This is a genomic window from Bradyrhizobium sediminis, assembly GCF_018736105.1.
Lineage (GTDB): Bacteria > Pseudomonadota > Alphaproteobacteria > Rhizobiales > Xanthobacteraceae > Bradyrhizobium.
The window spans coordinates 3,543,264-3,565,521 of sequence record NZ_CP076135.1 but is presented as its reverse complement, the minus strand read 5'-3'; the positions used below and the strand labels follow the sequence as shown (position 1 = coordinate 3,565,521).

Genomic DNA, 22,258 nt, shown 5'->3' with positions numbered 1-22,258 from the left:
GGCCGGCTGCCGATTTTGCGAAGCAAGGGAGGTCGTTGTGTAGCGGAAGCGTTGCGATGTCGCCTGAAGCGTTGAATTCCCTGTTTTCCATCGGCATCGGCTTCGCGCTTGCTGGCGCGCTTGCCAGCGGATACCAGGCGTTGGCGCAGCGCCCGGCGGGATTCGGACTGCTGCAAGAGGGCGTGGCGCCGAGGGCTTTCGCCGCCGTGCCGTTCCTGGTTTTCGCGGCCCCCTTCATCATCATGCGCAACACCTTGCGCGGCGCGAAGATCGAGCGCCGCCGCGTCGAATTCGTGATGATGGCAACGGTGCTGGCCGGATTCTGGAGCCTGATGTCCGGCACGTTTTTCGTCATGACGCTGCGCGCCGCCGGGGTGCTGGCCTGAGCGATACGCCTATGCCAATGTCTCCGCGAACCGGAGACTGACAAGGCATGGCGATCTACGAACTCGACGGGCAGGCGCCCGATCTTCCTTCCGACGGAAACTATTTTGTCGCCGACACCGCAGTCGTGATCGGCAAGGTCCGGCTGTTGAATTCCGCGAGCGTGTGGTTCGGCGCAGTCTTGCGCGGCGACAATGAATGGATCGAGATCGGCGAGAATTCCAACGTGCAGGATAACTCGACCTGCCACACCGACATGGGCTTTCCGCTGACGATCGGAAGAAATTGCACGGTCGGCCACAACGTCATCCTGCACGGCTGCACGCTGGAGGATGACGCGCTGGTCGGTATGGGTTCGATCGTGATGAACGGCGCCAGGATCGGCCGCGGCAGCGTGGTCGGCGCAGGATCGGTGATCACGGAAGGAAAACAGTTTCCCGAATATTCGCTGATCATCGGATCGCCGGCGCGGGTGATCCGCACGCTCGATCCCGCGCAGGTCGCAAGAATGGGAAGTGCGGCAAAATTCTATGTCCTCAACGGCGCCCGATTCAAAAAAGGCCTGAAGAAAATCGGCTGAAGCGCTGCGAGCGCTTCAGATGCCGCTTCATGACTTGGTTTGTCTCGATGAGCGCGGCCTTGCGCTGTCTTGCGCAGGCGTCTTTGTCAGCGCGGCGCTCTTGCGGAGCGCGTCCTTCAGGTCGACGGGAATGCCGTGCTTCCTGAGCAGGTCGGCGAACGCTTCATCCGCCAATTCCTGAAGGGTCGCCATCCTGTCGCGGCCGAGCTGTCTCAGCTTGTCGAAGGTGTCGTCGTCGAACGCGATCAATTTGCGCAACTCGGGCCTGCCTTTCGCGCCGCAGACGGACGCTGATCCGTGGTTGAGGAAATCGTTCGGGCGAGGAACCCGCGGCATTTCTGCAATTGATCCGCAGTCGCAAATTCGGGGTCAAATAAATACCGCCTGGCCCGGGACAGGTCTGCGACTTTAGTATAAGGTAGCGCCGTTGACCTGATTCATGGATGCTCGCCATGCTCACAGCGCTCACAACTCCGGCATTGACGTTACTGTTTCTGGGCGTTGTCGTTGCTCTGGGCGCTGCCTTTGTCTGGATGTTCTGGGAAATCGAGCAGGTGAAGGCGCGCCATGATCGCTTCGCAGCCGCCGCCAGACGTCCTCGTCATAGCCGCTCCGGATAGCACGCTCCTCACGGTGACCGGGATCGCGCCGAACAATCCTGCAGAAAAAACAAGGCCGTCGACGCAGTATAACGCCAACGGCCTTGCCAGCCCCGGATATTGAAATCGGCTTGCGCCATCCGGTGAACTACATACTGCCCCGGAACATTAAGGGCATATGTGATCCAGTTCACAATCGGACGGAAAAAGTTCCGGCAGCGCCTATGGGGTTTCCGGCTGCGCCCATGGGGCTGGAGACTCCGCGCGACGACCGGCGCGCCGCCTTCTGGCAAGACGCCAGTCTAGCCTCGCGATTTGCCGCGCTTGCGATGCGACACCGCGCTGCGTTTGGTCCGGATCGGCTTCTTTCGGATGGTGGGCGTATTGGATACGTCAGAGGGTTGGGCGCTCGCGAACGACTGTCGCAGACCGTCGATCGCGCCGGTCAGGCCGCCGACCTGTTCGGCCAGCTTCTTGGTCTCGGTCTGCTGCGCGGCGAGCAGGCGTCTGACGGTCTGCAGCTGATCCTGAACGACTTGTAGCTGGTCGATCGACTCCTGCTGGGTCGCCTCCAGGCCCTTGGTCTTCTCCACGAGTTGCTCGGAGGCCTGTGCCGTCCGGGCCTGCAACTGTCTGGTGGCAACGACGCGGTCCGGTTCGGGCGAGACGCCGGTATAGCCACGCCACAGCGCGATGGAGGCGCCTCCGGCCACCACGGCGACCAATACCGCGGCAGCGAGCGCAATCGGTTGCGAGCCGATGCGGGTGAGGCTGTTGCTCATGCTATGATTAGGTGCGAGTTCGATCATGGGACTCCAAAGCCTGGCAGCCAAAGTTCCAGCACGCTCGACGCCTGCCCACGGCATGGCGCTACTATAGATATCTATGACCGGCGGCCGGCCCGTTCAACTGCACGGGTGGCGTCGGCCGTCCTGGCCCCGATAGCTCGCCGTCGATTGCCCGCAATGGCGATCGAAGCCGTCATAGATGCCGTAGGGCCGTTCATTCAGCGGCACCACGACCCGGTCCGGCGGCGCTGTCGTTCCCGGGTAAAAGTCGGCGGGGCCGTAATTGTGCGAATAGTCGATGATCAACGGGGCGTCAAAAGACTGCTGCGCACGCTGGCGGTGACCGCGAACATCGGCGTCGGCTGCAAACGCGGGCAGGGAAAGCACGACCAGGGCCGCAGCAGCCAGCAGTCTCGATTTCATCTCGCCCTCGTTATCCGACCGACGCGCAAATCCTAGCGGTATCGGTCAGGGCGGTAAAGGGAAGTGGGCGGAAGACCGCGTGCCACCGCCGCAAGGCGCGCCGGCGTCGCCGGCCTCATTCAGGTCGCAACCCCGCGGCAAGTCTTTGGAAAGTCATGAGTTTAAGTGCCCCGAAAAAGTTGCGGCCAGCTCTTGGGGGAGAGCTGGCCGCGCGCGATCCGGTCTGGGACGGGGAGGGGTGGGGATGTGACCGGGTCGCGTGTCCTCTGATTCCTTTGTGTCAGCGGTCTCTGGCGCTGGCGGTGGCAACGGCCGGGCGGCTGTCGCCCAGCGAGACCCACACGTTCGGGTCGCCCTGCGACTGGCGCTTGACGAAGCGGTATCCGGTCTCGGTCCAGGCCAGGACATTTTCGTTCTGGTTGTCGAGCACGAATTCGCCCTTGTCGCTTTTCACGGTCAGTACCGCGTGGCCTTCGCCCTTCTTGTCGCGCACCACCGTGATCAGCAGCGCTTCGCGCGGCCAGCCGGCGTCGATCAGCATCTTGCGCTTCAACAGGACGTAGTCCTCGCAGTCGCCGTAGCCGTCTGTCGGCAACGACCATTTTTCGATCACGCCCCAATGATCCATGTCGGTGATCGGCTTGACGGTTTCATTGACCCAGCGGTTGACCCGCAACAGATCCCGCCATGCCGTCTGCGACATCACGATGTCGCGTGGCTGTGACGCGCCGCCGCGGCAGTCGCCGGGATTTTCGGCGCAGAATTCGACCCAGCCGATCGGCGAACGCGTGGTGTCGCCGAGGCTGGCATAAAGTACCTCGCCGGCACGCGCCGGTGCATTCAATCCGATCAGGATGGCGACGACCGCCAATCCTTTCCCCTGTCCCCCGAAACCAAACATTGTGGCCCCCGTTTCTTGTTGGGACCACGTTTCGCACAAAGGTTTTGCGCCGCCGCTAAGTAGGGCAAGTACATTTGACGCGAATACAAGTAAAAGCCTCGGATAATTCGATCTATACTTGAATCAAGTTCGACTAAAATTTTAGACAACTGCAATTGATTCAAATTTTATGCATTAACGCGGCAAAGCCCGCCGATGCGGAACTTGCGGCGGCAAAACGGCGGCCGGTTAACCCCGTTCTGACCGGCTCCGGATACGAAAAGGCGGTATCCGCGACACGGATACCGCCCTCAAGCCTTGGAAAAATGGGAAATTGCGGGCGCTCGCGCTTTACCGCGCGGTAACGCTGTCTTCGAGCGTCTCGGCAATTTGCTCGTGAACGAACTCCAGGGCAAAGCCTTCCTCGAGGTTTCGCACCACCCGGGCCTGGACCTTGCCGAGCATGACCAGCGATTTCAGCGGCGGGCGGTTTTCCGCGGCGATGGCGGCGCCCGACAGCGACATGTCGATGATGCGGCAGGTCATCTTGGTGCCGTCCTCGAGCGTGAGCAGCGCGATCGGGTTGCGCGGCACGATACGGTCGTGGCGGCGGTCTTCCGGCAGGTTGAGAATGTCGCGGTTGGCGAGCCAGGTCAGCTGCGCCGCCAGCTTGTCGCGCTTGCGGGCGGTAGCGCCGATGCTCATCGCGAAACCATTGTCGATGATGCGGGTAATCTTGCCCTCGACCCGGCCGATATGGTCGAGATAGGCGATCACGCGGTCGCCGACATTGCCGATGCCGGGCGCCAGCAGGGCCAATCCCCCCGGCGACATGTTGATGATCTGGCACGGAAATTCGCGGCGGTCCGGCAGCATGTAGCGGCCGAGCAGGTGGACTTTCACCCGCTGGAAACGCCGTCGCTCTTCGGCGGCCGGAAGAATCGATCTTTTCGCAAACGCCATCTTCGCCACCCGACAACCGGCATCTCGGTGTCGCCTGACCCTACGGCCGACAGGGTTAACGAGGAGTTAGCGGCGGTTGCATCAAGTATGTGCAGGGCTCTCGCTTCAACCCGGACGAGCATTTCGTCGTCCGGTCCCTCGAAGTGAATACCGGTTAGCGTGAAGACGACGCGTCGAGCCAGCTTCAGCGCAACCCCTCATAGACCATGAAGCCGCGTGCGACGGCGAGTTTGCGCAATGCGCGCGGAACCAGTTTCTGCGGCTGATGGCCGATATAGCGCCACGATGTCAGTTTGAAATCCCCGAGCTGCCGGTGATCGCTTTCGAACGGCGCCAATAGCCCGGTCAGGCTGAGCGGTGAATGCGCGCGGGCGTTGAACGGCAGCAGCAGCAGTTCGAGATGCGCCGGCCTGCCGTCTTCCGAGATGGCCGTGATGCCGGCGACCGCCGCCAGTTGTTCTTCGGCCACGACGGCGACGATCTCCTCGATCTCGCGGCGGCTCCCGGCTGCAAACAACGTGGAGAAACTGCGGTCCTTCAAATCGCAGCCGAGCAGGGCGCAAACGCGCGTTCCGGCGACGCGGAACGGATAGCCGGCGGCGCTGTCGTAGGACAGTACGAAGATGTCGCCGAGTAGCTCGCGCACGGCGCCTGGCTCGATCTCGCTGCGATCGGGGGCGCGGGCGTCGCCACGCTTCTCATCCCAGTATGCGTAGAACTCGCGGCTTGACGGATGCTTCATGATAATTCTGCCTTGCCCCCCGCGCCCGGCTCGGCGGGACATATCTGTCCCGCTTTCGCCCACGCGCCTTCCCCGGTTTGTTTTGCAAGACAGGCTTTGCAGCGTCCATGCCGCCGCCGTGTTTTCGCGAGCCTGGCGGCGTCTTTGCGCCGTTAACGTTAAGTTAACTATGACCTTGGGGATCGGCGCAGAGCTGGCTAGGGTCCGCCCGCTCTGGTTCGCCGGTTTTCTCAGCGCGTGTTCAAAACGCGCGCTGATTATCGGTCGAGGGCATTTTCCTTCGGAGAATGCGCTCGGGCCGGCGGGTTGGTACACAGGCGGCGTCAAACAGTTTGGTCGTCGCGCGGGGAGGGGTGGGGATGTCGCCCGGGCCCCGGCGCGAAAAGATCAGCACGGACGAGGGAGGGTGTTCTCAGCACCCTCCCTTCTTCTTTTCGCCCCGCGTCCGGCGCCGGCCTGCGTCTGCACCGCCGGCCCCCTTTGCTTCGAGCGCGATAAATAATCTCAACGACAGGCTTGTCTGAGATAGGTATGGATGTAAGATACCACCATAAGTTGCTCCATTTGATTGTCATTCCATTCAGCCGCTTTTTCTTGCTTCGACAATTTTGCGGGCGGTGCAACCATGAAAAATCGTCGTGGATCGCAACACAGCCTTCCGACTACGCAGCGGCTCACGATCATCGCGCAGGACCCGTCGGTGCGTCTGAACGGCAGGATCCTGACGACGGAGATCGAGATTCCGGCGGAAGAAATCCTGGCAGGTCCGTGCGGCTATCGCGTTCACGTCGTCGACTACGACTCCACCTCCAACGTGCTCTATCAGCCCGCCAGCTACCAGCTGTTGGATAGCGGCAGCTACAAGGACCCCTTCAAGCGGAGCCGACCTGCAAAGACCGCGGCGCAGCACAACGACGCGCTGGTGGGCGACCCCCGGTTTCACAGCCAGAACGCCTATGCGATCGCGATGCGCATCCTGGCCCGCTTCGAGTTTGCGCTTGGACGCAGGACCCCCTGGGGTTCCCAGGGACACCAGCTCTACGTGGCGCCTCATGCCTTTGCCGACGCCAACGCGTTCTATTCCAAGCAGGATCGCGGACTATTCTTTGGATACTTCGCCGGCGACAACGGAAAGCCGGTATATGCGTGCTTGTCCCATGACGTGGTGGCGCATGAGACGACGCACGCGCTGCTCGACGGCCTGCGCGGCCGCTTCATGGAGCCGTCTTCGCCGGATCAGGCGGCCTTTCATGAAGGGTTCGCCGACGTCGTCGCGCTGTTGTCGGTGTTCTCCCTGAAGGACCTGGTCGAAAAGCTGATTGACGGCAGTACCGGCGCCGCCCGGTTGATTGATCAGAAGTTCCTCGAACCCGAGGCGCTCAAGGAATCCGTGCTTTTCGGGCTTGCGGACCAGATGGGAGCGGAACTGTCGAACATTCGCGGCAAAGCGCTGCGGCGGTCGGTCGAGCTTGCGCCGGGCCGGAATTATGCGGCGATGCCGGAATTTCAGGAACCGCACCGTCGCGGCGAACTGCTGGTCGCCGCGATCATGAACGCGTTCCTGACGATCTGGCTCAAGCGGCTGGACCGGGTCGGGTTCATCGAGGCCAGGAAACGGGACCGCAGTCTCGTCATCGACGAGGGCGCCGCGGTTGCCGAGCACCTGCTGACAATGACGATCCGGGCGCTGGATTATTGTCCCCCGACCGACCTTGCCTTCTCCGACTATCTCTCGGCGCTGCTGACCATCGACCGCGAGGTCGTCCCCGACGACAGCCGCTTCAACTACCGCGAAGTTCTCGTGAAGAGTTTCGGCGCCTACGGCATCGTTCCGGACAAGGACGCGGACAAGGACGGGACCTGGCGCCGGTGCGACCTCGATCTCGTCTACAGCCGCACGCATTTCGATTCCATGCTCCGCGACAAGGAGGAGGTGTTTCGTTTCCTGTGGGAAAACCGCAAGGAACTCGACATCGTCCGGGAAGGTTACGTCGAGGTCGAAAACGTGCGCCCGAGCTTCAGGGTCGGGCCCGACGGATTTATCCTTCGCGAGACGGTGGCGGAATACGTGCAGATCATGACGCTGCAGGTCGGTGAGTTGAAGGAGGCCCTGGATATCGATCCGCCGAAGGACATGCCGCATTGGAGGCGGGTGCAGATTTTCGGAGGCGGAGCGCTGATCTTCAACGAGTACGGTCAGCTCAAATACCAGATCAGGAACAGGATCGAGGATGCGAAGGGCCAGAGCGCGCGGCTGAAATATCTCTGGGAGAGCGGGTATTTCGATCGGGATCCGGACAGCAGGTCTCACTTCGCGGCGTTGCATCTGGCGAGAGCAATGGACTGAGGGTCACCATGGCAGGCACGGCGCCCAAGAGTTTGAAGATACGAACCTATCATGTCGGGTTCGGCGATTGCTTTCTGCTGAGCTTCGCATACGCCAGCGGACCGGAGCGGCACGTCCTGATCGATTACGGTTCGACCGGCCTGCCGCCGAAGACGCCGAAGACGCGCATGATGGATATCGCCGAGGACATCAGGAAGCGGACCGGCGGCAAGCTGCATGCGGTGGTGGCGACGCATCGGCACAAGGACCATATCTCCGGATTCGAAACCAAGAAGAACGGCAAGGGAACCGGCGACGTCATCAGAGCCCTCAAGCCCGATCTCGTGGTCCAGCCCTGGACGGAAGATCCGGATCTCGGCCCGAACGCGACGGGCCCGGCGGCTGCCGCGGGCGGCCACAAGCACGTCGCGAATTTGTCTTCGATGCAGTCGGTGGCGGCGCTCACCATGCTGCAGACCCGGTCGACGCGTTACTTCGACAAGGAGTTGCGGGACCAGTTCTACTTTCTCGGCGAGAGCAACATCAACAATCCGGGCGCCGTGAAGAACCTGATGAGCATGGGCAAGAAGTCGGAATACGTCTTTGCCGGAAAGAAGACGTCGCTTGAGACCGTGCTTCCCGGCGTCCAGGTCGATGTGCTGGGTCCGCCGACGGTCAAGCAGACGGCGACCATCAAGAAGCAGCGAGCCCGTGATCCCAACGAGTTCTGGCAACTTCAGGCACGCGCGATGAACGCCGCCGGCGGGACGCAGGCGGGCGGCAAAGTGCTGTTCCCGAAACATGTTCGTACCCGCGGACCGAGGTTTCCGGTCGAGGCCAGATGGCTGATCTACCATGCGCGGACCATCCGCGGCGACAACCTGCTGCAAATCGTGCGCATGCTGGACAAGGCGATGAACAATACCAGCGTTATCCTGCTGCTGCGGGTCGGAAAGGTCAGCCTGCTGTTTCCCGGCGACGCCCAGATCGAGAATTGGCAATTCGCTCTCGACAACAAGGATAACCGCAAGCTGCTTGCCGGGGTGGACGTCTACAAGGTCGGCCATCATGGCAGCCTGAACGCCACTCCGAAGACGCTGTGGGCGGGGTTCAAGAAGAAGTCGAAGGATACCGGCGACAAGTCGAGACTGCGAACGCTGATGTCCACGATGGAGCACAAGCACGGTAGCGAGGAAAGCCACACCGAGGTGCCCCGCACCACGCTGGTGAGCGCCTTGAAGACTCAGTCCGACCTGTTCTCAACCCAGCAATTGACCGGAGGCAGCTTCTTCCACGAGACACTTGTGACGTTCAGCTAGCCGACGACGACGGCAAAATCCCGAAACCTTGGCCGGCATTCCCGCGCAGCGGGTACTTATTGCCTGCCCCCGCGGCGATCCCGTACTTGCGCAGGGGGGCCAAGCCGCCTATTGGGGCGCAACCGCTCCCGTCAGCCGCTCGTTTCAGGTCTTGAGCCCTTGGAATCCCCGCCAGAATTGCCGCAAGCCACCCCGCGCGAACCGATCCTGACGCTGCCCGGCGCGCTGACCGCCTATGTCCTGCTGCTTGCGGTCATCCACCTGCGGGTGCTGCTGCCGCCCGATCTCGAATACTGGACCATCGAAGTATTCGGCTTCATTCCGAAACGCTACGATTCGACGCTGCTGGCGATCGCTTTTCCGGGCGGCGCCGGCGCCAAGGTCTGGACCTTCGTCAGCTATTCGCTGCTGCACGCCAATCTCAGCCATATCGCCTTCAATGTGCTGTGGCTGCTGCCGTTCGGCAGCGCGCTGGCGCGCCGCTTCGGCGCGGTCAGGTTTTTCGTCTTCATGGCGGTGACGGCCGCGGCCGGGGCGCTGGCGCATCTCGTCACCCATGAGCATGCGATCGCGCCGATGATCGGCGCTTCGGCGTCGGTGTCCGGCGCGATGGCGGCCGCGATCCGCTTTGCCTTCGTGCAGGGCAGCTTCCTGTCATTCAGCCGCGGCGACGCCGATGCGGCGGCGCGCGTACCGGCGCTCTCGCTGATGCGCTCGTTCCGCAATCCGCGCGTGCTCGGCTTCCTCGCTGTCTGGTTCGGCGTCAACATCATCTTCGGCATCGGATCGATCGCGATCGGCGCCGATGGCGCCAGCGTCGCCTGGCAGGCGCATATCGGCGGCTTCTTCGCTGGGCTGGTGCTGTTTTCGCTGTTCGATCCTGTTCCTCGCTCCGCTGGCCATGCTGCGGATGCGTCATCCCGGGACGCATCGGACCGCGGCTGATCGTCGCTTGCGGCGCAGCGCGATTTCATCCATCATTGCCTCGTTGCGAAGCAGGGCTTTAAGCCCGCGAACGTGCTTAAAAAAATTGCCGTGCTTGCCGAACGCGCCTGCAACGAAATCGGCGCAGAACTGTTGATTGAAGACTCAAGGGAACGAAGGTCGCGCTCACTCCAGGGGCGCGATCGGCTTCAGGGAGACGACAATGACGGTACGTGCAATTCTCGATTCCAAGGGCCATCACATCCAGAGCGTCGAGCCGGACGTAAAGCTATCGGCTGCGATCAAGACGCTGGCGGAGCGGAAGATCGGCGCCGTGCTGGTGATGAACAAGGGCCGGATCGAGGGCATCCTGTCGGAGCGCGACATCGTGCGGGTGCTCGGCGAGCGCGGCGCGCGGGTACTCGACGAGCCGGTCAACGCCGTCATGACGCGGAAGGTCGTCAGTTGCCGGCAGGCCGACACGGTTGCCGCGATCATGGAAATGATGACGCTCGGCAAATTCCGGCATCTGCCTGTCGTCGAGGAAGGCATGGTGGTCGGCCTGATTTCGATCGGCGACGTCGTCAAGTGGCGCGTGCACGAATTCGAAGTCGAGCAGGAAGCGCTGCGCGACTACATCAAGACCGCCTGACATCCGACTCTTTGAGGCAAGCCGGCGCGGTCAGGGTCGCTTGTCGACCGCAGCATCCGGTTCGCCCGGCACCGGCGCCAGAATGTGGATCGCTTCCTGGATGGAGTCGATGGCGCGCTCGGCGGCTCGGGTGCCGAATGCGATCAGGTCGTCGGCGCGATGGAAATCGAACCAGCCGATCTGGCCGACCCGGGGCGTGATCAGCATGTCCGGCGGATCGCCGGCGAGCCGCGCGCGGGTGATGCGGTCTTGCATGATGTTGAAGGCGTCGACCATGACCGAGGAGATGCCGGGCCGGCCGCCGCCGCCGAAGAACTCGCGCTTCATGGTACGCTCGGCGGAAAACAGTCTTCCGAAACCGCGCTTCGGCGGCACGGGCTCGATCGCGGCTCCCGGCGCGTCGGCGGTCTGGCCGTGGGCGTAGATCGTCGTTGAGTGGGTAAAGACGTCGCTGGAGAGATTGGCGGCGATCACGATTTCCGCGCCCAATGCGCGCGCGGCCGACACCGGCACCGGATTGACCAGCGCGCCGTCGACCAGCCAGCGGTTGCCGACCAGCACAGGGGAGAATATTCCGGGCAGGGCATAGGAGGCGCGCATTGCATCGACCATGCGGCCGTGGGTCAACCAGATTTCGTGGCCGGTGCGGACTTCGGTTGCCACGGTGGCGAATTTCAGCGGCAGGTCCTCGATCAGGGTCGGACCGATCGCGGCCTCCAGCTGGGATGCGAGCTTTTCGCCGCCGATCAGGCCGGAGCCGTTGAGGCGGATATCGAGATAGCCGAGGATGTTTCGGGGCTGAAGGCTGCGCGCCCATTCCTCCAGCGCATCGAGCTGGCCGGCCGCATAGGCGCCCCCGATCACCGCGCCGATCGAGGTGCCGACCACGACATTGGGAACGATGCCGTGGGCCAGCAATGTCCTGAGAATCCCGATATGGGCAAATCCGCGCGCGGCGCCGCCGCCCAGCGCCAGCCCGATCACCGGCCGCCGGATACTGCCGAGCCCCACCTTGTCCTGGTCCTCGGTGCTACCCTGGCCGCGTCCGATCAAACTCTTCAGCACCTGTATCTCCTTGCCGGACAAGCGCTTGGCAGTGGCCTCAGCCCGCCGGTATGCACTGACATCTAATCATATGTCCGCATAAGCATAGATCGTGCCGTCAACCGGCCTAGGCAGGGATTGTGACTGGACCGCGACCTCGCGACGACACTGGGCTCAACTCCCGGGCACTTTCCTGGTTCCGTAGCGGGAACATCCTGCGAACGGATCGCCACAGGCTTGAATTTGCCGCGTTTTCAGTGAAAAGCATGCGCCATGACTTCAGGAGGTAAAGCAATCGGCAAGTCCGGCAAGTCCGGGTGGGGCGGGAGCCTGCGGCCGGCGCTGGCGCTCGCGGCAATGCTTGCCGCCTCGGCTGCAAACCCTGCCTGGGCCCAGATGTTTTCCGACCGGCCGCCGCCGGTGCCGCCGGCGTCCGTCCCGGAAGCGCTCACGGGACCGGCGATGAATCTGGCTCCGCCGTCCGGTCCGGCGTCGACGCCCAATCTGCCCGTGCCGTTGACGCAGCCGCCGATCGCGGCGGTGCCGCCGGTGGTTCCGCCGCCGGGCGCCTCGACCGCCGGCCAGGCCGTGCTGTCGCTGACCGCGCGCTACGGCAAGGACCTGCCGGTGATCAACAGCGGGCTGGTGTGGCGGGTGTTCGCCGACAGGCCGGATGAGACCGGCATTTTCAAACTGATCCGCGAGGAGCGTGGCGCTACGCCCAACATCGTGCTGCCGCCGGGCGGCTATGTCGTCCATGTCACGATGGGCCTGGTCAGCGCGGTCAAGCCGGTGACGCTGAAGGCCGAGACCGACCGCCAATCCTTCGTGCTGCCGGCGGGCGGCCTGCGCATCGAAGGCCGCGTCGGCACCAGCCGGATTCCGCCGAACCAGATTTCGTTTGCGATCTACAAGGGCAGCCAGTTCGAAGGCGGCGACCGCGCATCGCTGGTGCCGAACGTCGCCGCCGGCGACGTCGCGCTGCTGCCGGAGGGCACCTACTACATCATCTCGAACTACGGCGACGCCAATTCCGTGGTGCGCTCGGACATCCGCGTGCAGGCCGGCAAGCTCACCGACGTGGTCATCACCCATCGCGCCGCGGTGATCACCTTGAAGCTCGTCGGCGACAAGGGCGGCGAGGCCCTGGCGAACACCGCCTGGTCGGTGATCACGCCGGGCGGCGACGTCATCAAGGAATCGATCGGCGCCTTCCCGCGCGTCGTGCTGTCCGAAGGCGAATATCGCGCCATCGCCAAGAATGAAGGCAAGGTGTTCGAGCGGCCCTTCAACGTCGTCAACGGCGTCGACGGTGAAGTCGAAGTCGTCGCGCGGTAGTTCGCGGCGCAGGCGTGCCGCTTGGATCTCGTCAGGCGACCGTCATAGTCGCTAATGCGCACTAACCATCGGATGACTTAGAACTGTCATAATCGCCGGATCGGCGTGCCGCCTCTGCATTTTTTACAAGGCGTTAAGCCCGGCTGCATTGGATGCGGCCGGGCCAAAACGGCTGTTTGCGTTGCAGGGAATGTCATGATTGCCGCCAAAAAAGTACCCGGAAAATTCAACGTCGAAATGTTCGATGACGTCCCCGTCCTGCAGCGCAAGTGGCACGCGGGCCTGAGGCCCGGCGAAAGACTGCCGCGCTATGAAGATGTGATGCTGGGCAGCCTCGGCCGGCTGGCGGATCATATCGTCCTGCTCAAGGACAACAATGAAACGCTCGAAGTATCGCGGACCGGCCGCTTCATCCAGAAATGGCTGGAAGACGATCGCTGGGACATTCCCTTGAGCGCGCTGTCGCCTGATTGCGCCACCGCGCTCGGCGAGGCCGCCGCCAGCGCGCTGCGGAACAGCCGCCCGTATCCCACCGTCGCGCATCGCGTGCGCGACGGTCTGGTCCAGACCTACGATATCCTGGCGCTGCCGACATTTTCCCGATGGGGCGGCACGCTGATCGGCGTCTATGTCAACGAGCGGGCTCCGCAGTACAATTTGCTGGACGCGATTTTCTCCACCACCGACGAGGGTGTGCTGTCGCTCGCGACGATACGCGACGCCGCCGGCCAGCCGTTCGACTTTCAGATCGTCCATCATAATCAGGGTGCGTCGCGGCTCCTCAAACTGCCGTCAATCGAATTGCAGTGGCGACGGCTCAGTGCCGGAGGCAATCTGCTGTGCCTGCCCGAGGTGACCGAGCGATTGCTCGGCGTGATCAACAGCGGCAGCCGCGATCAGTTCGAAGTCGACAGCGACGACCGTAACCTGAGATTGGGCGTGACGGCGTTCGGCGACATTCTTTCGCTGACGGTTTCGGACGTCACGGCCCTGAAGCGGCGCGAAGCTTCGTTTCGCCTGCTGTTCGACAACAATCCGATGCCGATGTGGGTGTTCGATGCCGAAACGACCGGCTTTCTCAGCGTCAACGACGCGGCGGTGCAGCACTATGGATACAGCCGCGCGACGTTTCTGCGCATGAAGCTTCGGGAGATCTGGCCGGAGGACGAATGGGTGCCCCATAATCAGGCCCTCCAGCAGGTCGGCGACGTCTATCATTCCGGCCGCAACTGGCGCCATCTCAGGGCCGACGGCAGCGAGATCGAGGTGCTGACGTTCGGGCGGCGCGTTGCCTTTGACGGCCGCGACGGCTTTCTCGTCGCCGTCGCCGACATCACCGAACGGCGCAAGGCCGAGGCCCGGATCGCCCACATGGCCCACCATGACGGCCTGACGAATTTGCCGAACCGGGAGCGTTATCAAGACCGCCTCAAGCAGGCGCTCGAGCAGAGCCTGCCCGGCAACAAGCGGGTGGCGGTGCTGTGCGTCGATCTCGACCTGTTCAAGAACGTCAACGACTCGTTCGGTCATCCGATGGGCGATCGGCTGTTGAAGGCGGTGGCTGACCGGCTGAGATCGGAAGTTCGCGGCAACAATCTCGTTGCCCGGCTCGGTGGCGACGAGTTTGCGGTCGTGATGGCCTCCGATGTCTCGCCGAACGAGGCGAGCGACTATGCGGCCCGTCTGATCAAGACCCTGAGCGCCAGCTACGACCTCGACGGCATCGAGATCGTGGTCGGCGCCAGCATCGGCATTGCGCTGTCGCCGGGTGACGGCGACACGAGCGAGGAGTTGATGCGCAACGCCGACATGGCGCTGTACCGGGCGAAGTCGGACGGCGGCGGCGTGCATCGGTTCTTCGAGCGGGAGATGGACCGGCAGGCGCAGAAGCGCCGCGACATGGAACTCGACCTGCGCCGCGCGTTCGCGAATGGCGAATTCGAACTGCACTATCAGCCGCTGGTAGACCTCGCCGCCGACCGGATCAGCGGCTTTGAATCGCTGCTGCGCTGGCGGCATCCCGAAAAGGGCATGATCTCGCCGGCGGACTTCATCCCGGTCGCCGAGGACATCGGGCTGATCGTCTCGCTGGGCGAGTGGGTGTTGCGGGAGGCCTGCACCGAGGCCGCGAAATGGCCCGCGGACGTCAAGGTCGCCGTCAACCTGTCGCCGGTGCAGTTTCGCAGCCGCAACCTCGTTCAGGTGGTGGTCTCGGCATTGGCGCATTCCGGACTGTCGCCGCTGCGGCTCGAACTCGAGATCACCGAATCGCTGTTCCTGGCCGAGACCGAGGCCAATCTGGCGATCCTGCATCAATTGCGCGAACTCGGCGTCAGCATCTCGATGGACGACTTCGGCACCGGATATTCAAGCCTCAGCTATCTCCGAAGCTTTCCGTTCGACAAGATCAAGATCGATCGCTCGTTTGTGAAAGACCTTGCGGAGCGCTCCGATTGCGTTGCGATCGTGCGGGCGATTTCCGGCCTCGGGCGCAGCCTGAACATCACCACGACCGCCGAAGGCGTGGAAACCGTCGACCAACTCGACTGGTTGCGGGCCGAAGGCTGCAACGAGGTGCAGGGCTTCCTGTTCAGCGCGGCGAGGCCCGCCGCCGAGGTCGAGGCGCTGCTGTCCAGGTTCGGCCGCCGCGCATCGAAGGCGGCTTGACCGTATCGATATCGCTAGAACCGCGTCACGATGTCGCCGAGCGCGGGCCGCGGGCGGTCTTCGCTCGGCTTGGTCGGTGTGCCGATGTGGATGAGGCCGGCGAGCTTTTCGTCCGCCTTCAATCCGAGGCCGTCGAGCACGTCGCGATCGAAGGCGAACCAGCCTGTCAGCCAGCAGGCGCCGTAGCCGAGCGCGGTCGCCGCCGTGACGATGTTCATGGCGCTGGCGCCGGCCGACAATTCCTGCTCCCAGGGCGGCACCTTGGGATGCGGTTTGGTGAAGCTGACCACGCCGATCACCAGGGGAGCATCGGTGAGCCGGCGCTTCTCGACCTCGATCTCGGCTGCCGTCGCAGCCGGATTCTTCCGCGCGAATACCTGCGCGATCACTTCGCCGGCGCGCGCCCGCGCATCGCCTTCGAACACGATGAAGCGCCACGGCGTCAGCTTGCCGTGGTCGGGCACCCGCGCGCCGATGGTGAGAATGGTGTCGAGTTCGGCAGGCGAGGGGCCGGGACCGCTCATTTCGCGCGGCTTCACCGAGCGGCGGATTTTCAGGAGTTCAATGGCATCAAGCATCGGGATTTCCGCTGTTTCGCAGGTTTGCAGCAGATATCTGCATCCGCGGGGCGATAGCAAGCCGAAGCTGTCTATCAGGACTCCAGACTGGCGTTCCCGGCCGGACCGCCGGGAGTTCAGGGATCATTGATCCCGGTCAAGGACTCCCTCGGAAATGCCCCTATCGTAATTTTTTGGGACTTCTTGGGAAACCCTGTCGATGTCGGAATCGAAAGAGATCGATGAGAATGCAACCGCAGGTCATCCTGTCAGCGCGGTCAAGCTGCCGGCGGTTCTCACCGCCAGCATCGATGCCTGGGCCAGCGCGCATGCCGTCAATCGTTCCGAGGCCATTCGGCAGCTGGTCGAGTTGGGCCTGAAGGCGGAAGCGACGGCAACGGCGTCATGGCGCGAGACAAGCCTGGCGCTTGCCGTTGAAGAACTGGCCACAAGCCAGCTCGATCAATTCATCGATCCGGCCACGCCGCAGGAAGAACGCGACCGTCGCATTCACCGGCTGACGGAAGGGCCGCCGGAATTCGTCGGTCTGCGCATCGATCTGCCGAAACGCGGAAACTGAAGGGCGAGGCCGCTCGGGGATCGACCGATCGCGGTCCGGTCTATTGCCTGCGCGCCGCCGGGGCCGCGGGCGGCGTCGGCACACAATTGATGCTGCCGATGGTATTGGGGCCGTACTGGACGAACCCGGTCGCCGTGGTCGGCGAATGCGGCGCCGAGATGGGCAGATAGAGATAGCAGATCGTGCCGTCGACGGGATCGCGCAGCCGCTGGATCACGGTGTCCTGCAAGGGACCTGCGAACTGGCGCTCCAGGATCATCTTCGGCAGCTTTCCCCATTCGGCCGATTGCTGGAACTGCTGCTGAGGCGCCGGCGGTTGCTGCGCCAACGCGGCTTCGGGCCATGCGGCTGAGATCAATGCCGCAAGCCGGAGGTATCGGATCATCATCGGGAGGCGAGGGGTTCGAAGCATTTCCAAGCTTCTAGCCCAGTCAGAATTCGACCGCCATACCCGCGCGTCCGATATGTTCGGCGCCGCCGCCGTTGGAATAACTGCCATAGAGCACGGTCGGCACCGCGAAATTGAGGCGGTGCGAAATGCCGATGCCGACGCCGGTCTCGCCGCGATAATAGCCGGTGTTGACCGCTACGGTGGTCTTGCCCGCCGCCGAAGGCATCAGCACCGGCGCCACCGCGACCGCGGCGACGATGCCGCGCCGCGCCTCGCGCTGGTTGTCGGTGATCTGGTTCTGCAATCCGCCGATCTGCGACTGGAAGCCCGAAGCGATCGACTGCAATTGCCCGACATTGACGGCGTCGGTCTGGTTGATGCCGGCGGCGACGTTGGTGAGCCGTCGCTCGTTTCCGGCGGAGCCGAACGACACCGTGTTGGCGACGGTGTTGGTGGAGCCCGAGCCGATCGCGACCGAATTCGCGGCTGTGGCCGAGGCGTTGGTCCCGAGTGCTGCGGAATTCGTGCCGGTCGCGGTCGTGCCATCGCCAAAGGCGGCGCCGCCGTTCGATGCGGTCGCGGCCGCGCCGACCGCGACCGAGCCGGTGGCGAGAGCGCCGGTGCCGATCGCGATCGCATTGGTGCCGGTCGAGGCCGAATTAAGCCCCATCGCGATGGCGCCCGACTGCGTCGCCTGCGCATTGGTGCCGAATGCCAGCGCATCGGCGCCGCTGGCGTTCGATCTCGAGCCGATCGCCGCGGCGTTGGCTCCGGTCGCGGATGCGGCCGGTCCGGTGCCGTTGGCGCGAATGTAGTTCGATCCGGTTCCGCTGCCGCCGAGCCCCGCCACGACGGTGGAGAGATTTGCGATGTCGGACGTATTGGCGGCGACCTGCTGGTTGGTGGCATAGAGCTGGCTGCCGTTGACGGCGTCGGTGCTGGTCGACGTCACAGCGCCGTTCGCGACGCCGGTGACGGTGCGGTTGCCCGAAGTGCCGGAGACATCGACGACAGTGCCGTCGGTGGCGGCGCCCACCGTGATGATGCGCGTCGTCGCGTCCTGCTGCACCAGTCCGCTCGACCCGCTGACCTGGGTCTGCAGGCTGGTCAGGCTGGTGCTCGTGGCGGTCATCCAGCTATCCACCGCGCCGAAGGCGCTGCCGACATTGTTGTAGGCCGTTCCCTGGATCGTGTAGCTCGGGGCAACGAGCTGGCCGCTGCCGTCGAGCGTGGTGCCGAAGGCGGCGGCGACGCGCTGGTTGGCGGTATAGAGCTGGCCGGCGGTGGCGGCGTCGCTCGAGCCCGACGCGATGGTGCCGTCGGCCACATTGACGATCCGGCGTTCGCTGCCGAGCGCGCCGACCGACACGGTGTTGGCGACATCGGCGAGCGAGCCCATGCCGAGCGCGACGGCATTGGCCGCCGTTGCGCTGGCGCTCGCCCCGAGCGCGAGGGCGTTGTTGGCCTGGGCGCTGGCGCTGTTGCCCAGAGCAGTGGCGTTGGTGATGCCGCTCGCGCTGCTGCCCGCCAAGGCGCGCTGGCCGATCGCGGTGTTGCCGGCGTTGTTGAAGCCGTTGGCGTCGGTGCCGCCGGCCGCGGCGCGGTTGCCGATGGCGATGCTGCCGCTGCCGGCCGAATAAGCCGCCTGAGTCGCGTTCAGTCCTGCGCCGATCGCGATCGACTCCTGTCCGGTCGCGCGGCTGAAAAAGCCCATCGCCGTGCTGCGCAATCCCGATGAAGTTGCCTGTGAACCCAGCGCCACCGACGACCCCCCGGCGGCCGAACTCTGAAAACCGTATGCGCTGGCGCCAAGTCCGCTTGCAACAGCGGAGGCGCCGTAGGCCACGTTGCCGTATCCGGAAGCGAGGGCTTGATAGCCGGTCGCGACGGCAAGCGTCCCCAATGCTCCGGCCGTCCCCGTACCCGTGCCAATGGCGATGCTGTTGTTGCCCTGCGCAGAGCTTCCGAAGCCGACGGCCAAACTTTGCAGGCCGGTCGCTGACGCCGACGCCCCGACAGCCGTTGCGTAGTCGCTGGTCGCCGAGGCGCCTGAACCGACGGCGACGTCTTGAATGCCGGTTGCCGCCGCATTCACGCCGCAGACCAGGTCCTGGACATCGTTGGCATCCGTCGTTCCTGACGCCGCGCCGAGCGTTCCAGTGCAAGTGAATGCGCGCGCAGGTTGCAGTTCCAGAAGGAACAGGGTTCCGGCTGTTATCGCGATGGCCGCCGAGAAACGTCGCACCCGGCTTGACGATCGGGCAGCAAATACCCTTCCTTCGCGTCGGCAGAATGTCGTACACGTCGTCAATTCAGGTCCCCTTGTTCGGGCCGAACCTAGACGCCCTCGGTGCGCGGGCAACTGCAGAAATTTGGTCGTATCTCGCGAAATGTTGCAGCGCGCGATCGCAGACGTGGAATAATAATGTGACGGCGTCTGCGGCGATGGATCTCCAGGCGAAGATTGCCGCTCTCCGGGCGCATCCTTCATTCGCGCAGGCTAGCCGCGCTTTGGCGATCGGACTCACCGGCTTCTATCGCGGCGGGCCGTTGCTGAACTGGCTGATGGACGATCGCGCACGCGTCGTGCTCAGCCATGTCGTGCTCCACAGCCACTTCGCGCGCGATCCCGCCGACCCGTCGTCCGGCTTGACACCGACCCGCATGAAGCAACTCTGCAGTGAGTTCGATCTCTGCAGTCCGGGGCGGGCCACCGCGATGCTGTCGCTGATGCGTTTCGCGGGCTATCTCGCGCCCGATCCGGACGCAGACGATCGGCGCCGGCGGCCGTTGGTGGCGACGCCCAAGCTGCTCGACCTGCTGCGCCCGCGCTGGCGCTCGCATTTCAGGAGCGGCGTTCCGGTGTTCCCCGATGGCGCTGTTCTGGCGGAACGCCTGGACGATCCGGTCTTCGTGCGGGCGTTTCTCGCCGCGATGTTCGGGCGCTACAAGGACGGCTTCCGGCTGATCATGTACACGCCGGGGCTCGGCCTGTTCGGCGACCGCAGCGCCGGCATGATGATCGCATCGACCTTCCTGGCAGCGGGCGCCGAAGACGACACCGTGCCGCCGTCGCGGCCGTTCGCGATCTCGATCTCCGAGCTGTCGCGGCGGTTCGGCGTGTCGCGGGCCCATGTCGCCAAGATGCTGCGCGACGCCGCGCACGACGGACTGATCATGCGCGCCGGCGACAAGGGCGAGGAGATCACGCTGGCGCCGGCCCTGGCGGAGGCGCTGAGCGTGTTCTACGCCAACGCCTTCATCTTCTTCTTCGACAGCGCGCGCGAGGCGGCGGCCACGCTCGATGGGGACGATCGCAACATCGGCGAACGCAGGCAGCGTTCCGTCTGACGCCGCTCGGACGCCGCGCTGGCCCCCGTGCACCGCGTCGCCGTCGCCCCGGCAGGGGTGGACTGAGTTCGAGAACCGGGCCGCGTTCGCCGGAGCCTCTGCATCACGCCTCAGTTCAGGGTAATCGATCCCGAGACGGTGCCGCCGACGCTGCCCTGGCTCGGCACCCCCGATACCGATGCGTTGAAGCGCAGCCTGTCGGTAGCGGCATAGCCCAACCCGAGCGCGAGGCCGGACTCGCCCTTGAAGTTTCCGAATGCGCCGGCCAGCGAGAGCTTGCCGGGGCGGTCGTCGTAGCGAAGGCCGCCGGCGGCCAGCGCCAGCGCGACGCCGCCGCGGGCTTCCCAGCGGGTGTCGTTGATCTGGCTTTGCAGGCCACCGATCTGCGACTGGAAGCCGGCTGCGACCGATTGCAACTGTCCGACATTGACGGCGTCGGTTGGGTTGATGCCGGCGGCGACATTGGTCAGGCGCCGCTCGTTTCCGGCAGATCCGAACGACACCGTGTTGGCGACGGTGTTGGTGGAGCCTGAGCCGATCGCGACGGCATTCGCAGCGGTCGCGGATGCGTTCGGGCCGACTGCGGTCGAGAGCGAGCCGGTGGCTACCGCGCCGTCGCCGTAAGCGGCGCCGCCGTTGGCCGCCGAAGCCCCCGCGCCGACCGCAACCGAGCCGGTTGCCGTCGCCCCGGTGCCGATGGCGATCGAATTGGCGCCGGTCGATGAGGAGTTCAGGCCGACGGCGATCGACCCGGATTGCGTTGCCTGTGCATTGCCGCCGAGCGCGATCGCATCGGCACCCGATGCATTGGCAGCCGGTCCGCTGCTGTTGACGCGGACATAGGTGCTGCCTCCGACGATCGAGCTGAGCGCGGTGTCGAGCGCGCCGAACGCGCTGCCTGCATTGTTGTAGACGACGCTCTGGATGGTGTAGCTCGGCGCCGTCAATTGCCCATTGATGTCGAGGCCGGCGCCGCCGCCGAAGGCGGCCGCCACGCGCTGGTTCGCGGTGAACAATTGTCCGCCATTGACCGCGTCGGTGCTGCCGGGCGCGATCGTCGCCGAAGCGACATTGACGATCCGCCGTTCGTTGCCGACCGACCCCACCGAAACCGTGTTGGTGACGTTGGCTACCGAGCCGAAGCCGATCGCGACCGAATTCGAGGCGTTGGCCTGCGCGCCCTGGCCAAACGCCGAGGCGTTTGCGGCGTTGGCGAGCGCGCCGTTGCCCACCGCCGTGGCGTTGTCCTGCCCCGCCGCCGTGGCGCCTGCGCGCGCGCCCTGTCCAACGGCGGTCGTGTTCGCGTTCGAGTAGGCGCTGTTTGGCGTTTGGCCATCGATGCCGTTGCTCGCTCCCGGGCTCCCGCTGAACGGATCGCCGCCCGAGAAGGCATGATCTCCGATCGCGACGCTGCCGGTGCCGTTGGCAAAGGCGTTGGCGCCGTATGCCGTCGATTGCGTTCCCGGTTGGGTCGAATAGGTGCCGAAGGCGGTGTTGTAGACGTAGGGCAGGTTTGTCGCATAGCCGCACCTGTCGGTGCCCGGAATAAAGAAAAAGCCGGTACCCGGAGCGCTGCACACTTTTACATATTCAACCGGCTGCGCAAAACTCGTTCCGGCGCTGACGCACGCCGCGACAGCGATGGACGCAAGCAGTACGAGTTGCTTCAAGAACCGGCCGTGTCTTGCGATCTGGATGCCGTAGCCGGCGCGAAGTGTCCCGACGGCTTTCAAAAGGTTTGGCATCTCTG

General features: G+C 64.3%; 22 protein-coding genes. 11 read left to right on the top strand and 11 right to left on the bottom strand.

Translation table 11 applies throughout. The features are described from left to right. Nucleotides 1-56: 56 nt before the first annotated feature. Nucleotides 57-386, top strand: a complete 330-nt coding sequence (locus KMZ68_RS17170; RefSeq protein WP_215612398.1) for a DUF6949 family protein — start codon at nucleotides 57-59, stop codon at nucleotides 384-386. Between the two features lie 47 nt (nucleotides 387-433). Beyond that, nucleotides 434-964, top strand: coding sequence for a gamma carbonic anhydrase family protein (locus KMZ68_RS17165; RefSeq protein ID WP_215612397.1), 531 nt, complete (start codon nucleotides 434-436; stop codon nucleotides 962-964). A 27-nt stretch (nucleotides 965-991) separates the two neighbouring features. On the opposite strand, the gene KMZ68_RS17160 is transcribed toward KMZ68_RS17165, so the two are convergent. Then, nucleotides 992-1,213 carry a hypothetical protein gene (locus tag KMZ68_RS17160; RefSeq protein WP_371741348.1) on the bottom strand — a complete coding sequence of 74 codons (222 nt, stop codon included), beginning with the start codon at nucleotides 1,211-1,213 and terminating at the stop codon, nucleotides 992-994. 203 nt (nucleotides 1,214-1,416) lie between these two features. Between KMZ68_RS17160 and KMZ68_RS17155 the strand changes: the two genes are divergently transcribed. Next, nucleotides 1,417-1,584 (top strand): hypothetical protein, encoded by a 168-nt coding sequence (locus KMZ68_RS17155; RefSeq protein ID WP_215616486.1) that lies wholly within the window; start codon nucleotides 1,417-1,419, stop codon nucleotides 1,582-1,584. Nucleotides 1,585-1,865: 281 nt separating this feature from the next. Here KMZ68_RS17155 and KMZ68_RS17150 read toward each other — a convergent pair whose 3' ends face one another. The 5 genes from KMZ68_RS17150 to KMZ68_RS17130 all read right to left on the bottom strand — a co-directional run bounded on the left by KMZ68_RS17150 (nucleotide 1,866) and on the right by KMZ68_RS17130 (nucleotide 5,359). Next, nucleotides 1,866-2,372, bottom strand: coding sequence for a hypothetical protein (locus KMZ68_RS17150; RefSeq protein WP_215612395.1), 507 nt, complete (start codon nucleotides 2,370-2,372; stop codon nucleotides 1,866-1,868). 96 nt (nucleotides 2,373-2,468) lie between these two features. Then, nucleotides 2,469-2,774 carry a hypothetical protein gene (locus KMZ68_RS17145; protein WP_215612394.1) on the bottom strand — a complete coding sequence of 102 codons (306 nt, stop codon included), beginning with the start codon at nucleotides 2,772-2,774 and terminating at the stop codon, nucleotides 2,469-2,471. Between the two features lie 280 nt (nucleotides 2,775-3,054). Further along, entirely contained in the window at nucleotides 3,055-3,675 is a 621-nt protein-coding gene (locus tag KMZ68_RS17140; RefSeq protein ID WP_215612393.1) for a transglutaminase-like cysteine peptidase, read from the bottom strand. 330 nt (nucleotides 3,676-4,005) lie between these two features. Next, nucleotides 4,006-4,617: a PilZ domain-containing protein gene (locus KMZ68_RS17135; protein WP_215606123.1), complete on the bottom strand. Its 612-nt coding sequence runs from the start codon at nucleotides 4,615-4,617 to the stop codon at nucleotides 4,006-4,008. Nucleotides 4,618-4,801: 184 nt separating this feature from the next. After that, a complete protein-coding gene (locus KMZ68_RS17130) occupies nucleotides 4,802-5,359 on the bottom strand; it encodes a PAS domain-containing protein (RefSeq protein WP_215612392.1) in 558 nt (185 codons plus the stop codon). A gap of 625 nt (nucleotides 5,360-5,984) precedes the next feature. Here KMZ68_RS17130 and KMZ68_RS17125 point away from each other — a divergent pair. The 4 genes from KMZ68_RS17125 to KMZ68_RS17110 all read left to right on the top strand — a co-directional run bounded on the left by KMZ68_RS17125 (nucleotide 5,985) and on the right by KMZ68_RS17110 (nucleotide 10,580). Then, entirely contained in the window at nucleotides 5,985-7,706 is a 1,722-nt protein-coding gene (locus tag KMZ68_RS17125; protein WP_215612391.1) for a hypothetical protein, read from the top strand. 8 nt (nucleotides 7,707-7,714) lie between these two features. After that, the gene (locus KMZ68_RS17120) at nucleotides 7,715-9,004 is read left to right on the top strand and encodes a hypothetical protein (RefSeq protein WP_215612390.1); all 1,290 of its coding nucleotides are present in this window, start codon (nucleotides 7,715-7,717) and stop codon (nucleotides 9,002-9,004) included. 159 nt (nucleotides 9,005-9,163) lie between these two features. Further along, nucleotides 9,164-9,949, top strand: coding sequence for a rhomboid family intramembrane serine protease (locus KMZ68_RS17115; RefSeq protein WP_215612389.1), 786 nt, complete (start codon nucleotides 9,164-9,166; stop codon nucleotides 9,947-9,949). Between the two features lie 202 nt (nucleotides 9,950-10,151). Further along, nucleotides 10,152-10,580, top strand: a complete 429-nt coding sequence (locus KMZ68_RS17110) for a CBS domain-containing protein (RefSeq protein ID WP_215612388.1) — start codon at nucleotides 10,152-10,154, stop codon at nucleotides 10,578-10,580. Nucleotides 10,581-10,610: 30 nt separating this feature from the next. On the opposite strand, the gene KMZ68_RS17105 is transcribed toward KMZ68_RS17110, so the two are convergent. Further along, on the bottom strand, nucleotides 10,611-11,645 hold the full coding sequence (locus KMZ68_RS17105) for a patatin-like phospholipase family protein (RefSeq protein WP_215612387.1): 1,035 nt from the start codon (nucleotides 11,643-11,645) through the stop codon (nucleotides 10,611-10,613). 252 nt (nucleotides 11,646-11,897) lie between these two features. Here KMZ68_RS17105 and KMZ68_RS17100 point away from each other — a divergent pair, with 252 nt between their 5' ends. Both KMZ68_RS17100 and KMZ68_RS17095 read left to right on the top strand, forming a co-directional pair. Then, complete coding sequence (locus tag KMZ68_RS17100; RefSeq protein ID WP_215612386.1) at nucleotides 11,898-12,962, top strand: hypothetical protein; 1,065 nt, start codon at nucleotides 11,898-11,900, stop codon at nucleotides 12,960-12,962. Between the two features lie 195 nt (nucleotides 12,963-13,157). Next, nucleotides 13,158-15,629, top strand: a complete 2,472-nt coding sequence (locus KMZ68_RS17095; RefSeq protein ID WP_215616371.1) for a putative bifunctional diguanylate cyclase/phosphodiesterase — start codon at nucleotides 13,158-13,160, stop codon at nucleotides 15,627-15,629. A gap of 14 nt (nucleotides 15,630-15,643) precedes the next feature. On the opposite strand, the gene KMZ68_RS17090 is transcribed toward KMZ68_RS17095, so the two are convergent. Then, on the bottom strand, nucleotides 15,644-16,207 hold the full coding sequence (locus tag KMZ68_RS17090) for a nitroreductase family protein (RefSeq protein WP_215612385.1): 564 nt from the start codon (nucleotides 16,205-16,207) through the stop codon (nucleotides 15,644-15,646). A 199-nt stretch (nucleotides 16,208-16,406) separates the two neighbouring features. Here KMZ68_RS17090 and KMZ68_RS17085 point away from each other — a divergent pair, with 199 nt between their 5' ends. Beyond that, nucleotides 16,407-16,766, top strand: a complete 360-nt coding sequence (locus KMZ68_RS17085) for a hypothetical protein (RefSeq protein WP_215612384.1) — start codon at nucleotides 16,407-16,409, stop codon at nucleotides 16,764-16,766. 40 nt (nucleotides 16,767-16,806) lie between these two features. On the opposite strand, the gene KMZ68_RS17080 is transcribed toward KMZ68_RS17085, so the two are convergent. After that, complete coding sequence (locus KMZ68_RS17080) at nucleotides 16,807-17,124, bottom strand: hypothetical protein (protein ID WP_215612383.1); 318 nt, start codon at nucleotides 17,122-17,124, stop codon at nucleotides 16,807-16,809. A 73-nt stretch (nucleotides 17,125-17,197) separates the two neighbouring features. Next, nucleotides 17,198-19,402 carry a YadA family autotransporter adhesin gene (locus KMZ68_RS17075; protein WP_215612382.1) on the bottom strand — a complete coding sequence of 735 codons (2,205 nt, stop codon included), beginning with the start codon at nucleotides 19,400-19,402 and terminating at the stop codon, nucleotides 17,198-17,200. Between the two features lie 182 nt (nucleotides 19,403-19,584). Between KMZ68_RS17075 and KMZ68_RS17070 the strand changes: the two genes are divergently transcribed. Then, nucleotides 19,585-20,508, top strand: a complete 924-nt coding sequence (locus KMZ68_RS17070) for a hypothetical protein (RefSeq protein WP_215612381.1) — start codon at nucleotides 19,585-19,587, stop codon at nucleotides 20,506-20,508. 110 nt (nucleotides 20,509-20,618) lie between these two features. On the opposite strand, the gene KMZ68_RS17065 is transcribed toward KMZ68_RS17070, so the two are convergent. Next, the gene (locus tag KMZ68_RS17065) at nucleotides 20,619-22,253 is read right to left on the bottom strand and encodes a YadA family autotransporter adhesin (protein ID WP_215612380.1); all 1,635 of its coding nucleotides are present in this window, start codon (nucleotides 22,251-22,253) and stop codon (nucleotides 20,619-20,621) included. Nucleotides 22,254-22,258 lie beyond the last annotated feature (5 nt).

Bases quoted from the DNA above. Each gene is read 5' to 3' on its own strand.
- KMZ68_RS17170 (WP_215612398.1), top strand. From the start codon at position 57: ATGTCGCCTGAAGCGTTGAATTCCCTGTTTTCCATCGGCATCGGCTTC.
- KMZ68_RS17165 (WP_215612397.1), top strand. From the start codon at position 434: ATGGCGATCTACGAACTCGACGGGCAGGCGCCCGATCTTCCTTCCGAC.
- KMZ68_RS17155 (WP_215616486.1), top strand. From the start codon at position 1,417: ATGCTCACAGCGCTCACAACTCCGGCATTGACGTTACTGTTTCTGGGC.
- KMZ68_RS17150 (WP_215612395.1), bottom strand. From the start codon at position 2,372: ATGATCGAACTCGCACCTAATCATAGCATGAGCAACAGCCTCACCCGC.
- KMZ68_RS17145 (WP_215612394.1), bottom strand. From the start codon at position 2,774: ATGAAATCGAGACTGCTGGCTGCTGCGGCCCTGGTCGTGCTTTCCCTG.
- KMZ68_RS17140 (WP_215612393.1), bottom strand. From the start codon at position 3,675: ATGTTTGGTTTCGGGGGACAGGGGAAAGGATTGGCGGTCGTCGCCATC.
- KMZ68_RS17135 (WP_215606123.1), bottom strand. From the start codon at position 4,617: ATGGCGTTTGCGAAAAGATCGATTCTTCCGGCCGCCGAAGAGCGACGG.
- KMZ68_RS17130 (WP_215612392.1), bottom strand. From the start codon at position 5,359: ATGAAGCATCCGTCAAGCCGCGAGTTCTACGCATACTGGGATGAGAAG.
- KMZ68_RS17125 (WP_215612391.1), top strand. From the start codon at position 5,985: ATGAAAAATCGTCGTGGATCGCAACACAGCCTTCCGACTACGCAGCGG.
- KMZ68_RS17120 (WP_215612390.1), top strand. From the start codon at position 7,715: ATGGCAGGCACGGCGCCCAAGAGTTTGAAGATACGAACCTATCATGTC.
- KMZ68_RS17110 (WP_215612388.1), top strand. From the start codon at position 10,152: ATGACGGTACGTGCAATTCTCGATTCCAAGGGCCATCACATCCAGAGC.
- KMZ68_RS17100 (WP_215612386.1), top strand. From the start codon at position 11,898: ATGACTTCAGGAGGTAAAGCAATCGGCAAGTCCGGCAAGTCCGGGTGG.
- KMZ68_RS17095 (WP_215616371.1), top strand. From the start codon at position 13,158: ATGATTGCCGCCAAAAAAGTACCCGGAAAATTCAACGTCGAAATGTTC.
- KMZ68_RS17090 (WP_215612385.1), bottom strand. From the start codon at position 16,207: ATGCTTGATGCCATTGAACTCCTGAAAATCCGCCGCTCGGTGAAGCCG.
- KMZ68_RS17085 (WP_215612384.1), top strand. From the start codon at position 16,407: ATGTCGGAATCGAAAGAGATCGATGAGAATGCAACCGCAGGTCATCCT.
- KMZ68_RS17065 (WP_215612380.1), bottom strand. From the start codon at position 22,253: ATGCCAAACCTTTTGAAAGCCGTCGGGACACTTCGCGCCGGCTACGGC.